The following is a 15,318-nucleotide window of genomic DNA, read 5'->3' on the forward strand; positions in this document are numbered from 1 at the left end:
TGCTAGGTAAATTAACCGAGTAAGGAGATTGCCATGTATTTATGTAATAAAAATTTTAATATCAGATCGACATACGGAATCCAGAGAATCATGCTCATTTCAGCATTACTTGGAATTATTGTTTACATTGTCAGCTTTGAAATTTTCTCCTCTATATTCGGGAAAAAATTCTCAGATGACAATTTTTTATTATTCTTAATCAGTCTGATTTGTCTCTATCCTATCCATAAATCATTGCATATGCTGCCCTTTATATACGATACGAAATCATTAATTATACAGAAGACAACGAAATCCAGATTTTTTCCGCTCATTAATACACGCGTGAATCATCCGGTCCATAAAGTACATTTTGCGATTGCATTACTCTGCCCTGTTGTCATCATTTCAGTGATAACACTTATATGCGCAGTTGTATACCCAATGTTCGCCCATTACTTCCTATTTATATTTGCGGTGAATATCGGATTATCATTTATAGATTTTGTATATTTACGTTATCTATTCAATACTCCGCAGTGTTCCTATGTTGAAGAGCGTAAATACGGCTTTGAAGTTTTGAGTAAACACGATCTACCGTCAGACTTTTATCATTCAGATGTAAGATAAATGTATTCTAAATCATTTTATGTTAGAATTTATCATTAGTTAGAACATTTACTAAACAGTGCATTTAAAAGGAGCAGTATTATGACAAACTTAAAGAAAATTATGATGCCAGCAGCACTTTCTGTATCGATCCTAGGATTAGCAGCATGTGGAAATGGTGGCGGAGAAACGCTTGTTTCATCTAAAGCGGGTGATGTAAAACAATCAGACATCATGAAAGAGCTCGGTAATGAACAAATCGCTAAAACGTCATTCCAATTAATTTTCAATGACGTACTTAAAGAGAAATATGGTAAGAAAATTGATGAAGATAAAATCAATAAGGAAACAGACAAAGAAATTAAGAAATATGGCGATGAGAAAACGTTCGAACAAATTTTACAGCAGCAAAGTTCTGGAATGACAGTTGAACAATACAAGAAAAAGCGCGTTACTGATGAATATCAGAAGCAGTTTCTAAATGACACAATCAAAATTTCAGATAAAGATATTAAAGATAACGCTAAGAAAGCTTCACATATATTAATTGCAGTAAAATCTGATTCTAATAAAGACGGATTAAGCGATAAAGAAGCGAAAGCGAAAGCTGAAGAAATCTTAAAACAAGTTAAAGCTAATAAAGATGATTTCAAGAAAATTGCTAAAAAAGAGTCAGATGATACACAATCGGCGAAAAATAATGGTGAGCTTGGCTATGTCGTAAAAGGTCAAACTGTTGAAGCATTCGAAAAGGCATTATTCAAACTAAAGCCAGGTGAAATTTCAAATATCGTAAAAACTGAATTCGGTTACCACATCATTATGGCTGAAGACGATAAAGACATCGCTAAAGAAAAAGACAAACTCGCGCAAACGATTCGTCAGAACAAGTTACAAGATAATCCGAAACTATACGTACAAGCAGTCCAAAAATTATTCAAAGAATATGATGTAGACTTTAAAGATAAAGACATCAAAAAGTATGTTGATGATCAAATCTTAAAAGCAAAATAAAAAAGAAATGAAGCCTTTGCTTCATTTCTTTTTTTAGTCCAGAGAAACCGGCTTATAAAACTGACGATTTTCTAAAGCAAAAATACGCTCTGTATATTGTCCTTTTTCCACTTTCTTCATATGCTTATCAAACATCTGCATACGTGCATCGATATTATCAATAAAGTGAAGCATCTCTGCTTCTTTTAACATCGGTAATTTCGGTGATCCATACTCATACTTTCCATGATGACTTAATATCATATGGCGTAGTAACATTACTTCTTCCCCTTCAATATTATGTTCACGTGCAATATTCGCCACTTCATCGCTCATAATTGAAATATGGCCGAGTAAATTCCCTTCAACTGTATACGTCGTTGCAACAGGCCCGGATAATTCTTTAACTTTCCCCATATCATGTGCAATGATACCTGCATAGAGCAGACTTCGATTTAAAGTCGGATAGATATCACATAATGCTTTCGCCTGCTTCAGCATCGTTAGTACATGGAATAATAATCCTGACACGAAGTTATGATGATTGCTGCTGGCAGCAGGGTATACCATAAATTGATGTGCATACTTCTTAAGCAATAGACGAATAATACGCTGTAAATTCGCATTTTCAATTTTGATGACATAATCCATCAGCTGCTCCATCATATCATCTTCATTCACCGGTGCACTTTCTAAGAAATTTTCTAGTTTCACACCGTCTTCGGGTGTAACAAGCCTGAATTGATTTACTTTCATCTGTTTACGACCTCGGTAATCAATCACGTCACCTTTAACACGAATTAATTGTTCAGGCTGTAACAGTTTTATATCTTCTTCAGAGACCGTCCATACCTTTGCTTCGATTTCTCCGCTTTTATCCTTAAGATAAAGTGTTAAATATGGCTTACCTTGTCCCGTTACCCCTTGAATTGACTTATGAATTAAAAAGTAATGGTCTACTTGAGATCCTGGTTTTAATGTTTCTATCGTTCTCACTTATTTAACCTCCTTCTTATTACGTTCCAGTACAATTGTCTGCTTATTGTTAATTGTAGAAGAACGGTTGCAAGTGTAATAGATAATTTGATTATGCTGCTGTTTAAGCATATATTCAAGTATACGCTCACGTCTGTTTTTATCAAAGTGAACAAACGCATCGTCAATAATGATTGGGAATGGATAATATCTTCTTAATGAATGAATTAAACTCAGTCTTAATGCTATATACAATAACTCTTTCGTAGACTGTGACAATTCTGTCGGATGATACACTTGTCCATCAGCAGCCATAGTTGTCAGGTGTTCATCATAAACAATCTTCGTGTATCGTCCTTCAGTTAGATAGGTAAAGATTTCTGTCGCATCATCAATAACGAACGGCATGCGTTCTTCACGTACCTCTTTAATATGCGCCTGAATTAACGTATCAATATAATTTACAGATAAATATGTTGCCACGAGTTTATTAAATTGATTGTTCTTTATTTCATATTTAAACTTCAGTCTTGATAACGTATCATCGTCACATATTTGATGCATTGCATGTTCCAGTTCTCTTAACTGTTGCTGCACATTACTGCGTTCATCAGCCAAAGATTTAATATGTGCATTAATATCTATCAACTGCTCATTCAGTATGGCTGCCGGCACTTCAGCAAGATTCGTATTATCCTCATACGTGAATGCTTGATTTCTAAGCATTTCACTTAAAACATTAAAACGCTCTAAATTTGTGTTATAACTCACGTATTCAGCCTCTTTAGCATAATAACTTGAAGTATCCTCTACTCCTGCTTCTTCAAACAATGCATGCTGCTCATCAATATTCTGCTGTAACGATGCATTAATAATTTTGATTTCTTTCTTTAATAAATCTCGTTGATCTGCATTTTTACTGTACTGGAATTTCTCTTTCTCATCCGTCGTTAACATATTCTTTAGGTCATGGAATATAGAAGCTGCCTCTGTTTTCACAGGTAATTTCGGAATAAGCGTTAATATGCTCTGATCGAATGTAGCAAGACGCCCTTTCATTTCCTCAATTTTCGCATTACACTTTGAAATTTCATCATGAATGCGTACAATTTTATGAATCGCACGATATGCAGAAGTTAATCGGTTATTCGGATAGTTGCTCTCTATTTTAAGTGCTGTTTTGTATTGCTTGAGCAATTGATGTGTCGCTTCAATCTCTTTATGTGAAATGTCTAAATGTTGCTTTAAAGCTTCTTTTTGAGACTGCTCGCGATTTAGCTGCGTGACAACATTTGATAAATTATGGCGTAATACTTTTTGTTCATTTAAATCAAAGGATAAATCAAAGTCATGTTCAAGTTTATAAATATTATCCTCTAATTGTTTTACTTCATCTGCCAGCTCATCATTGAAGCGTACGTCCGGCTTTTTATTGAATATAAGCATCAGTAATGCAATCACACATACGACTGAGAATATACTGCCTGGTATCCATAGTGCATTCATAAAGCTATAGACAAGTGCTACAACACTAATGACTGTCGTTATCGCATAGATTGTCTGCTGCAGCTTATGTTTCTTGAGTTCACGTGTTTCATAAGCTGTTGCTTCTTCGCTCAATTTACGAAAAAGCTTCGATTTACTTTCAAGTTCCTTACGCTCATCGTGCAGTTCCTGCGCTTTGTTAAAACGTTCGTCGTGTACTTTCTCTTTATTTAACGCTTTAGATTCATCAGATAATCTATCTACATTCAACGTGACAAATTGCAGTTCTCTGTTAATTTGTGTACGTTCGAGTTCTTGTTTCTCAAGCTCATTTATTGCTTCAGTGATATCAGATTGAATTTTCTGATTCAGTTCGACTGTTTCAAATTTCTGCCATCCGATATCCTGCATTAAAGTATTCATTTCAGTCGTCAATGCATCGCGTTGCTGTACTAAACTTCGAATATCACCATGCAGCTGTTTAATCGGATGTTCTCTTTTGATAATGTCTCTTGAAGCTTCAATCAAGTGTTCGGGTAATAGTTGAATACTATCCATCTCTGATGTTATTTGGCTTAACTTCTCTTCACGTAGCTCAAGATCCTTACTTAATTTCTGGGCTTGATGCTTCAACGTCTCAAATCGATTAATTCCTTGCTCAGGAAAGTGCGGCGGCTCTATGTTTAATTGTATTTCTAAAGCTTTCCATTCCTGTGCTTGACTCTGATATTTAATTTCTCTTTCTTTATGTCCTTTAACTTCTTCAAGTTCTTTAATTTGCAATTCAATATGTTCAACTCTTCTAGAATCTTTCTGATACGTATCATATATTTGTGCATAGTGTAATTTTATATCATCCTGTGCTCTTATATCTGCTTCAAGCTGCTGTAATTCTCTTGCTTTCTCAAAAATGATACCAGTATCTTCATCAGTATTAAATAAACGTACTTGTTCCTCATTTATCGTCCTTTGTAAATCTGTAAATTCCGTAGAACCGAATGAGCCTGCCTGAAGTAAGTAAGCTTCAAGTTTTTCTTGTGTCAGTTTACGATGTACTTCTTGCAAACCAAGTACATCAAATGAAAATATTGATTTATATGTATCTTTTTTCATGTAATTCATGAGTTGATTAAACCATTCAATCGATTTCTCTACACCATCATGAATGACTTTTACCTTTTCTTTACCGTGAACAAACACACGTTCAATCTTAATCGTAGTACCATCTATATGTTCCAGTTCTATATTACCACCATATTGAGGTGCGAATCTCGGTTCTAGACGCGGTTCATACTCACCATCTTTCGGAAAACCGAAGAGTAATGCGTGTATAAATGCCTGCATTGTAGATTTACCAGCTTCATTCTCTCCGAAGATCTGAACAAACTCGTGATTGAACTGAAACTTTCGATGTTCTAACCTTCCATATCCATATATTTCTAAAGTCTTAATCTTCATGGCGGTCACCTTTCATCAACATTTTGAGATGCGCTTCTCCATAATCTATCAACCGCTCTGTATTAACCTCACCAAAAGAGACAAATTTCTGGATGTAGGATTGTTGTACAGGTTCTTTCGCTAGTGTTAAATAAGACAAATCATGAAGGACATCACTAAACTCATCTTTTAATGTATGTGGTGCGTGCTTTTCATCGGTATAAATGTCATCTATCCATACAAATTGCTCTTCTGCCATCTCTGCAATTTGAATCTGTTCCTTTATTTGCGCTAACATTTGCTGATCTATTAAAGTCTCACCGTCATTTTTAAGCGTTAAACGATAAAGTTGTCTGCCGTTTGTACGCACGGATTGTTTAAATGCTTCAATCTCCTGGTACACTGCGTGGCGCTCAATACTCGTTAAGTTTAATACTGTCTCGTGGAATGTAATCATGTTTACCGGCACAAAAGTCGCATTCAGCTGACTGCTATCTCCTTCAACATACATGTATCCACTATCTCCACTTTCCATAAAGCTTGTTGCCTGAAGCTTACCAGGGTAATGCATATGCGGCAGTTCGTTTAAGGTCATATGCCTATTAAAACCACCAAGTGCCCAATAATGATATAATTTGCGATTCAATTCCTCGATATGAAATTCTGTATGTGTGTCTTCCCCTTTTAACTTGTGATGTAAACCATTCAATATGCCAATATGAATAGTCTGATTAACTTCATTTACAGGATACTGATCGAGCTTATACTCATAATGAGAATGTTCTTTATAACTGAACCCATGAAAGAATACACGTGATTTGTTTTTCGTAACAAGTTCATAAGTTTGAACTTCATCAGAGAAAACAATTACATTATCAGGAAACTTATAAAATGATTGCATGGACATATTGTCCTCTATACCCTGTATATAATAAACGTAGATATTCTCTTCCTTTAATCGGGCGAATTGCTTTGCAGCGTAATCATCGGCTTTAATGTTACGATTTTTACTTGAAAATAAATTTCCACTTATAATAATAAAATCAACTTTCTTTTCAATCGCATCATCGACAACGCGTTTTAAACTTTGAAAGCTTGAATTACGAATCGACTTCATTATATATTCAGGAACATTTCCAACTAACTGAAACGGTTCATCTAATCGTATGTCTGAGCAATGTATAAATTTAATCATCATAACCCTCACTTTAATTGATACTCTAATTTTACAACAAAATCATATATATATGTAATGAAACTACAAAATCGTCTATATTTATAATCTTCATTCATAAAAAACTCATCCATAAGATAAGCATTATCGTCATATCTTACGGATGAGTTTCGAATATTATTTATTTGTCTTTTTGATCATAAAGCAGGTTCAGTTTATCAATTTTCTGATGTGTATAATCTTTATATGTCTTATTGTAGCTCTTTGGATCTTTAGGGTTTAAATAGTTTTCAATCTTCCCGGTCTCTGGATGAATCAGCTTGCTGGAGGCCCCACATCCGATTCCGATAATCGTCTGTACTTCTTCCATAATCAAGATGTTATAGAGCGATGCTTCTCCTGCTTTAGAATAACCGATATTCTCAAGATTACCGAGAATGTTCTTCTGACGGTATAAATAGTAAGGGATATAATCATGCTGTTCAGCGAAAGTTTTTGTCAAATTCATCATATATATAATTTCATCTCGTGCTGCAACTGGATACTTCGATTTATTACGTGTCATCTCGCTCGCTGTCTTAAAACTTAACGTGTGCACTGTAAGCGATTCAGGATTCAGCTTCTTAGTTTCATTCAGCGAATGGATTACTTCTTTGCGCGTTTCGTTCGGTAAGCCAATAATCAGATCCATATTGATGTTATTCATATGATATTCACGAGATAACTTGAATTTATCGATTGTTTCCTGCACACTATGATGACGACCAATTGCCTTTAAAGTTTCATCGGTAAAGCTTTGTGGATTAATGCTGATACGATTGATATCAAATGCATTAAGCATTTCTAATGTCGCTTCATCGATTGTATCCGGACGTCCTGCTTCAACAGTAAGCTCTCGCACATGTGTCATATCAAAGTGTGTATACACCGCTTCCAGTAACAACTTTAAATCTTGTGCACTGATAGAAGTGGGTGTCCCTCCACCGAAATAGATAGATGTTACTTTAATATCATGCACTTTAAGCCACTCACCGATATGTTCAATTTCATATAGTAATCCAACAAGGAACTCTGGCACGTCATTTTTATGGACTTGAATTGCATATGCCGGAAATGTACAATATGCACACTTCGTCGGACAGAATGGAATACCGATATAGATGCTGACTTCCTGCTCTAGCTCATATAGGTCTGGAAGTGCGTTAAGCTGCGTCTTCGTGATACGGTCCATCAGTTCAAGCTTGTCATCTGCAACCAAATAGTCACGCTTCAATCTTTGTTTAATAGCATTGTCTGAATGTCCTTGTTTTAAATATTTGTGATATAGCTTAAGGGGTCTGATACCTGTCAATGTGCCCCAGCTCTGTGTTATACCGGTATGTGCGGTTAATATTTCAATCAACGTCTCACCGAGCGCCTGCTTCATTGCACGTTTATCTGTCTGTTTGCGTTCAGCACGCTGTGTATAAGTAGTACCTTCTATCGTCAATGTTGTTGTCACAAGAGTGCAGCTCTCCTGATTGATATTTATGGTAATGCTGTTATCCCCTTGACCTTCGAATAAATACGCATCTTCGAAATAGAGATTCAGTATATTGCGAATATAGAGCTGCAGCTGTTCAAACTGATCGTGTTCTAAATAAAATTTCATAATCTACCTCTCTTGCACTATGCAAAAACCGAACAGTGCGAAATATCTGCACTGTTCGGATATATTAAATATTATTATCCATATAAAGCATTAATCTTCAGCTTTAACACCATATAATTCTTCTAAAGGTTTCATGATGATGCGGTTTAATTCTTGAATAATAAAGCTCATACGTTGTTCAGCTTCCATTAATTTCGAGATATTTTCATCTTTTTCAATTAATTCAGCTGAAGATTGTGCTTTATTTAAATCTTCTTCAGTAATTTCTTGACCTGACATTTGTTTTTCTTGAAGTGTTAATTGAATTTCTCTGAATTCATCGAAGATTTTCTTTGATTCAGGGTTATTGTTAACGGCTTCATAATGATTCTTAATCGCATTATATTCATCACTCTGACGTAATGAACTTTCTAATTTATTCGCTTCATCATAAATATTAACAGACATATTCATTCTCCTTTATGTTTAATGTTCCTAATCAATATACCACGAATACAAATATTATACAAAAATCGCGATTATCCCCTGTAAGATACCGATAATACCGCCTAAGAGAAAGCCAAGCATTGTGATTAACTTCAATTCTTTATTCGATATTTCAATAACGAGCTGTTCAAGGAATGAAAGTTCAAAATTATCAATCTGGTCCTTAATGATTTCAGCAATACGAATCTTCTCTAAGATGACTGCAACATTGTCAGCTGTCTTCGTCATTATATAATGAATTAAACGGTCTCCACCTTCAGCTTCAATGTAATGAAACACCTTCGGTACAAGCGTATAGAGCGGTGTCTTCATATAATAATCAATATGCATTGCACGCACAATATTTGTATTTAGCTCACCTTTGAAATGAGCGATATCTTGTGCAGCAACTAAAGCTTCCGGCGTCATCGCCATTATACGTGCGTATTCTTTTTTAAGCTCCGTTTCAATGATGGATCTAATTTTAGGCTCTTCACTTAAAGCATTTGCCTCTTTTATAACACGGTCTGCAATCATCTCCTGCGTCATAAACATTTGAATCATGCTGACAAACCTTCCCTTCTCCATAAAAAAGCGGTCGATCATCTGCATAATATCGTTGTATCCTGATTCGCTATTAACGTAAGCTCTGAGCTTTTCAATGATCATTGTAGGTGCCGCTTCAACCTTACTGTCTATCTTATCCTTTAAATCTTGTGGAAGTAATGCATCGATAGATTGAGACTGATACATCTGAATCTTCTCTTCAAGCAGTTCATTTACCTTATCGCGAACCTTTTTCTCAGCAACATTTGTAATATCAATGTTAAAACGTTGTGCAAAGTCATCAATGCTATACTGTCCTTCTTTTAAAGCCTGAACTTGTTTATTCAGCATACTTTTTAACAGCGCTTCAGTCTGACTTGTCATTAATCTCTCTTTAAATACTTCAGGTGTGAGTAAATGATGTGTGACCATCTCTCCAATCTTCAGTGAGAGTTCATTGCGTCTTTTCGGTATCAATCCTGGGGTAAATGGGAGCTGCTTCCCAAACAGAAATTTCGGTTCAAACGGTCTGAATAACATCTTTATCGCAATAAAATTTGTAAATCCACCAATCAACGAGCCGATAAAGCCCATAAATAATATTATTCCTAATACGTACAATTCATCACCTTTTTCTATAATCTTTCATTACAATAGTTTATACCACTCTGTTCCAAAAACAAACCAGGAGACACCATTCTAATAAAATAGCGAGACAAGTGTCATTAAGCCACCTTGTCTCGCCTATAAATTAATTATACAGTGATCAGCTGTTCGTTTCTTTTCTTGTTGTAGAACATTTCTGCTTCACGTGCCTTATTAGAACCATATAATGGTTGCATAGAACCATCTAATACACGATAAAGGTTCGAAATCTTATTTTGCTGAAGAATGATATCACGATCTGCTTCAATCGTTGTCCACCATAATTCATTTTTATTATCTTGATCCGGATATGCACAAGCACCTCTTGAGATTACTTGAATGACCTCTAGAGGGTCTCCACCTAACGTATTTTGCAGTACTTCAGAATCTCTGAATAATGCGCAAAGTGACACGCACGTTGTCCAGTTTGGAAGTACACGCTCTTTTTCAATCTGAACTAGTGTCTTCTTAGACAATCCGATAGTTTGTGCCATTGTATCTTGAGTGTATCCCGCTTCGATACGAACCATTTTAAACTTTGTTTGTAATAAATCTGTAAATTGTTGCTTATCCATGCTTCTACGACCTTTCTTGTATATATTATTATGTTTAGATTGTTCATTTAATAAAATAGAAATAATACACTATTCATTTAAGGGACTTTACCATCTTAATATAATTTACAAAAAATTAAAAGAGGAAAACCTCATGATTTTCCTCTTTTCTTATAAATTTTACTTCTTAGACAAATTTATGCAACTTTTTTTACAAGTTTTTGCTTTTCTCTTTCATTAATGACCACCGCGCATGCAGCATCACCTGAAATATTTACTGCTGTTCGTGTCATGTCTAATAGACGATCGATTCCTAAGATAATACCGATTGCTGCTGGATTAAGCCCAACAGAAGTAAGGACCATCGCAAGCATTACAAGTCCCACACCCGGTACACCTGCTGTACCGATCGTGGCAATTACAGCAATTGCGACAACTGTAACCATCTGCATAATAGTTAAATCTACACCAGATATTTGAGCGATAAAGATCGTTGCAACCCCCTGCATAATTGCTGTTCCATCCATATTGATCGTGGCGCCAAGTGGTTGAACGAAAGAAGAGATTTCTTTACGTACACCTAAATTATCTTGAGCGCATTCTAATGATATTGGCAATGTTGCATTGGAACTCGAAGAGCTAAAGCCTACAGTCATTGCAGGTGCGAAACCTTTAAAGAACCATATTGGACTACGTCTCGCTAAAAACTTGATAGCCCCACCATATACTAGAATCATATGTAAGAAAAGCGCTAATAATACGACAAAGAAATACATTCCAAGCTGTTTAATCGCACCAAAACCGGCATTAGTAAATGCTGTTGCAACTAAACCAAATGTACCGATTGGTGCAAAGTATTGCATTATTGCTGTGACGATGAACATCAATATATCGTTTGTCTGTTCAAAAAGCAGCTTTACTGCACTTACCTTTTCGCCGAGTGCAATCATGCCGATGCCGATAAATATGGCGAAAGTAATCACTTGCAGCATGTTTGTTTCACTCATCGCGAGTACTGGATTTTTAGGAATCAAGTTGATCAAAGTCTGATCGAAAGTCTGCTGCACGGACGTTCCTTCCGCTTCCGCTGCTTTTTCTTTTTGTTTCTGCTCTAACGCGTATTTCTTCACATCATCACTATTTAACAGATCTGCCTTACCTGTACCAGGTTTAAACACGAGAGCTAAACACATCGCAAGTGTGATTGCGAGTGCTGTCGTTACTAAAAAGAAACCCAATGTCTTTAGACCAATAGATCCCAGATGCTTTGGATCCCCTACTCCTACGACACCAAGTACAATTGACACAAAAACAACCGGCACTACAAGCATGAAGATTAAGTTCAAGAAGATTTGTCCGATAACATTAAATACGTATTGATTAAACCATTTCACCCATGAAGCATCCTGATATAAATTAAAGATAGAACCTACAATAATACCGAATACCAATGCAATGATGATTTTAAGCGTCATATTTCCTTTAATTTTCATACGCACACCTCTTTAACTGAATTTTCTAACAATTATATTTATAATTATAAATAAAGATTCACTATAAGTAAATAAGGTTTACCTAATTTTCTAAAAAGTCGCACTTCGCTGCCATCACTATACATTTACCGACCTTTGATTAATAATAGAGATAATCATTATTTAAAGGGTGAACAAGATGCAGGTTAAAGATCAGTTACAACAAGCTCAAAAAGGAGCTAAAGTGAGTATTATTATGTATGTACTGCTCACAACTTTCAAGTTGTTATTCGGCTATATCCACGGATCTCAGGCGCTTGTCGCAGACGGTCTTAATAACGCGACCGATGTTGTAAGCTCAGTAGCTCTGCTTATTGGCCTGGCGATCAGCATGAAACCTGCTGACAAAAACCATAACTACGGGCATTACCGTTCTGAATATATCGGTTCATTGATTGCATCGTTTATTATGTTTGCTGTGAGTGTACAAGTTATATTACAAGGAATTAAAAATTATATCCGTCAGGAATATTCAAATCCTTCCATTGAGACTGCAGTTGTAGCAATACTATCATCGTTTGCGATGCTCGCCGTATACATTTATAATCGTAATCTTGCGAAGAAACTGGATTCCAGTGCACTCAAAGCAGCAGCAGCAGATAATTTATCAGATGCGCTCGTATCGCTTGGCGCATTTATAGGAATCGTCGGTGTATTCTTCGGATTGACATTTTTAGATACGGTTGCCGCAATTATTGTCGGCTTACTCATAATGAAGACCGCTATCGAGATATTCTTTGAAACAGCAATTACATTAACGGATGGATTCGATGCAGATACACTGGACCATATGAAACGTATCGTGTTGTCAGTAGAAAATGTAGAAAGCTGTGTTGATATCAAAGGAAGAAACCATGGAGTTATGACATTTGTAGATGTGACTGTTACAGTAAACCCTAGTTTCACTGTTGCTGAGAGTCACGATATAACAGAACACATTGAATATGCGATTAAAGAAGAATATGGCGCTGTTGAAACAATCGTTCACCTTGAACCCGGAATAAAAAAATAAAAAATTGCACACCTTAACATGAGGGTGTGCAATTTTCTCTTCATTCTTCATCTTTTACAATCAATTTAGCGATATCGGATTGTTCATTAAATCGATTATCAAATTTAATCAGGATCCAGACAATCAGCACTGTTATCCCAATTCCTATAAATTTATACGAAACACTTACATACATCAGACAATAATAAATTAATAAAAATATAAGAAGCATAAAAAAAGGTCTGGTGACTACATAATATTTATCAAAATAACAGCCACGATAAAATTCACTTTGCCTTAAATCCATTCTTTCAATATCCTGCTTAAGATTGTACATCGATATACACACTCTAATTACTATAAACACAATCAGGAGTGTCATAAAATAAACTACACCTTTATGCTCTCCAAAAATATATTTAAACAGTTCAGTAATCGCAATTGTCGCAAATGCGATTATCCAGCTATTATTCCACCATCTTTCAATCATCGCCCCACCTCATTTACCATATTACAACAAAAATGTAAGGTGTATGCTTCATTAAATCAACTTATATTTCACGCCATACATCGATGCTTGTGTACGGTCACCCACTTCCAGCTTTGCAAATATATGACTGACATGTGTTTTCACCGTTTTTTCTGAGACAAAGAGTTTTTCAGCGATTTCTTTGTTCGTTAAGCCTTCGCTCATCGCTTTTAACACTTCAAGCTCTCTTTTTGATAACGGATTTCTTAAATGTGCAAGGTTCATGCCACTTTTTCTGACTTTCATAACATCTGGATGAAATATCTGTTCACCTGCTGCAATCTGTTTTATCGTAGTGATCAGCGCTTTCGGTTCACTGTCTTTCATCTCATAGCCATCTGCACCTGCATCCATCACGCCAAGGACATGTTCTTCATCGATAAAGCTTGATAATACGAGTACTTTAACGTCTGGATACTTTGCTTTTATTCGTCTTGTTGCTTCTATTCCATTAAGTTCAGGCATCACAAGGTCCATAATAATGAGATCAGGTAATTGCGTTTCATCTAGATGTTCAAGCAGCTCTCTGCCGTTATTGAAATCAGCAATTACATTAAAACTTGCTTCTGTTGAGAGTAGAAATTTCATCCCTTGCCTTACGATATGGTGGTCATCCACGAGTATAATATCCATGCGTTTCATCCTTTCGGGTAAGTGAATTTAACCGTCGTCCCTTGCATTAATATGCTTTGAATTTCAAGTATACCACCAATCTCCTGTGCACGTTGCTGCATATTCTTCACTCCATGTGTCGGTAATGCTTTCGTATGTTTATTATTATATCCTTTACCGTTATCATGGATTACAAGTATAAAATGTTTATCATCCTGCTTCATTGATATCATTACTTCTTCTGTTTCTGCGTGCTTCTTCACATTATTCAGCGCTTCCTGAACGATTCGAAATGCACTGTTTTCAATTTTATTCTCTAAATTAATGAATCCTTCCACTTCAATTGTTACATCGAGGCCGAGTACATTACCATAGTTCTGTACTGCTTCAACGAGTCCGTGTTCAAGCCCGACTGGTTTCAGCTGCCAGATTAATGCGCGCATCTCACTTACTGCATCTTGACTCGTCTTCTCGATGATCTGAAATGCAGATTTCGCACGATTGTCATCGGTCATACTTTCTGCAGCATGCGCCGTAAGTTTCAGTGAAAAGAGCATCTGATTGACCGAATCGTGCAAGTCTCGTGCAAGCCTTGTACGCTCTTCCTGCAGTGCATTCTCTCGCTCACGTTCTGTAAGATATATTCGCTTAATTGCACTACCGATTTGAAAAGCGACGGATTCAAGCAATGCTAAGTCTTCATCAGAATATACTTTGGTAAACGGTGTAGCAACGTTAAGTAATCCGAAATGTTCTTCTCCAGATTGCAAAGGAACTGTCGCGTGGTGTGTAATATCATCTGTCATGTCACTATATTTTTTATTTGCTTTTACGATTCGAGAACAAGTAATGATGTTCGAAGCTTTCGTTAATTTCTTCTGATGATAACGTGATACGCACCAGCATGGGCCTTCTGTCATATAGCGACATGACTCCATCTTCAGTGCTTGCGGGAGCTTATAATCAGATACGAGTGTATGTTTGCCATCATCATCGATGAAAAATATCCATCCAGTAGAAAAATTGGTCCCTTGAACAAGTCTGTTCAAGGCACCATTCATCATTGAATATATATCTGTCTCCTCATTCAAGAATTCCGCGATTTCTTTCAGTAAAGCTGTACTGTTCTGCATCATATCAC

The 15,318-nt window shown here is 36.0% G+C and carries 14 protein-coding genes; 3 read left to right on the forward strand and 11 right to left on the reverse strand.

Annotated features, from left to right (window positions below):
* Positions 1-33 precede the first annotated feature (33 nt).
* A complete protein-coding gene (locus CD152_RS10955; protein WP_086039067.1) occupies positions 34-609 on the forward strand; it encodes a DUF3267 domain-containing protein in 576 nt (191 codons plus the stop codon).
* Positions 610-690: 81 nt separating this feature from the next.
* On the forward strand, positions 691-1,602 hold the full coding sequence (locus tag CD152_RS10960) for a peptidylprolyl isomerase (RefSeq protein ID WP_012657461.1): 912 nt from the start codon (positions 691-693) through the stop codon (positions 1,600-1,602).
* Positions 1,603-1,635: 33 nt separating this feature from the next.
* Here the strand turns inward: CD152_RS10960 and yhaM are convergent, their stop codons facing one another.
* The 8 genes from yhaM to CD152_RS11000 form a co-directional block, all read right to left on the reverse strand.
* Positions 1,636-2,577, reverse strand: coding sequence for a 3'-5' exoribonuclease YhaM (gene yhaM / locus CD152_RS10965; protein ID WP_103214786.1), 942 nt, complete (start codon positions 2,575-2,577; stop codon positions 1,636-1,638).
* A complete protein-coding gene (locus CD152_RS10970; protein ID WP_103214787.1) occupies positions 2,578-5,499 on the reverse strand; it encodes an ATP-binding protein in 2,922 nt (973 codons plus the stop codon). It lies immediately after the preceding gene.
* Positions 5,489-6,673 (reverse strand): metallophosphoesterase family protein, encoded by a 1,185-nt coding sequence (locus CD152_RS10975; protein ID WP_086039071.1) that lies wholly within the window; start codon positions 6,671-6,673, stop codon positions 5,489-5,491. Before CD152_RS10975 ends, CD152_RS10970 begins: the two co-directional genes overlap by 11 nt.
* Positions 6,674-6,833: 160 nt before the next feature.
* Positions 6,834-8,303, reverse strand: a complete 1,470-nt coding sequence (locus tag CD152_RS10980; RefSeq protein ID WP_103214788.1) for a coproporphyrinogen III oxidase — start codon at positions 8,301-8,303, stop codon at positions 6,834-6,836.
* A 90-nt stretch (positions 8,304-8,393) separates the two neighbouring features.
* Complete coding sequence (locus CD152_RS10985) at positions 8,394-8,750, reverse strand: YlbF/YmcA family competence regulator (protein ID WP_041636153.1); 357 nt, start codon at positions 8,748-8,750, stop codon at positions 8,394-8,396.
* Between the two features lie 54 nt (positions 8,751-8,804).
* The gene (locus tag CD152_RS10990; RefSeq protein ID WP_101140943.1) at positions 8,805-9,935 is read right to left on the reverse strand and encodes a DUF445 family protein; all 1,131 of its coding nucleotides are present in this window, start codon (positions 9,933-9,935) and stop codon (positions 8,805-8,807) included.
* Between the two features lie 134 nt (positions 9,936-10,069).
* Complete coding sequence (gene xdrA, locus CD152_RS10995) at positions 10,070-10,534, reverse strand: XRE family transcriptional regulator XdrA (RefSeq protein ID WP_012657468.1); 465 nt, start codon at positions 10,532-10,534, stop codon at positions 10,070-10,072.
* Positions 10,535-10,710: 176 nt separating this feature from the next.
* Positions 10,711-12,006 (reverse strand): dicarboxylate/amino acid:cation symporter, encoded by a 1,296-nt coding sequence (locus CD152_RS11000; RefSeq protein ID WP_103214789.1) that lies wholly within the window; start codon positions 12,004-12,006, stop codon positions 10,711-10,713.
* A 178-nt stretch (positions 12,007-12,184) separates the two neighbouring features.
* Between CD152_RS11000 and CD152_RS11005 the strand changes: the two genes are divergently transcribed.
* Positions 12,185-13,057 carry a cation diffusion facilitator family transporter gene (locus tag CD152_RS11005; RefSeq protein WP_165980820.1) on the forward strand — a complete coding sequence of 291 codons (873 nt, stop codon included), beginning with the start codon at positions 12,185-12,187 and terminating at the stop codon, positions 13,055-13,057.
* 40 nt (positions 13,058-13,097) lie between these two features.
* On the opposite strand, the gene CD152_RS11010 is transcribed toward CD152_RS11005, so the two are convergent.
* The 3 genes from CD152_RS11010 to CD152_RS11020 are packed head-to-tail and all read right to left on the reverse strand — an operon-like array spanning position 13,098 to position 15,313.
* On the reverse strand, positions 13,098-13,526 hold the full coding sequence (locus CD152_RS11010; protein WP_101140946.1) for a hypothetical protein: 429 nt from the start codon (positions 13,524-13,526) through the stop codon (positions 13,098-13,100).
* 51 nt (positions 13,527-13,577) lie between these two features.
* Complete coding sequence (locus CD152_RS11015) at positions 13,578-14,207, reverse strand: response regulator transcription factor (protein ID WP_101042102.1); 630 nt, start codon at positions 14,205-14,207, stop codon at positions 13,578-13,580.
* Entirely contained in the window at positions 14,204-15,313 is a 1,110-nt protein-coding gene (locus CD152_RS11020; RefSeq protein WP_407943916.1) for a GAF domain-containing sensor histidine kinase, read from the reverse strand. Before CD152_RS11020 ends, CD152_RS11015 begins: the two co-directional genes overlap by 4 nt.
* Between the last annotated feature and the right edge of the window lie 5 nt (positions 15,314-15,318).

The organism is Macrococcoides caseolyticum, assembly GCF_002902665.1.
GTDB lineage: Bacteria > Bacillota > Bacilli > Staphylococcales > Staphylococcaceae > Macrococcoides > Macrococcoides caseolyticum.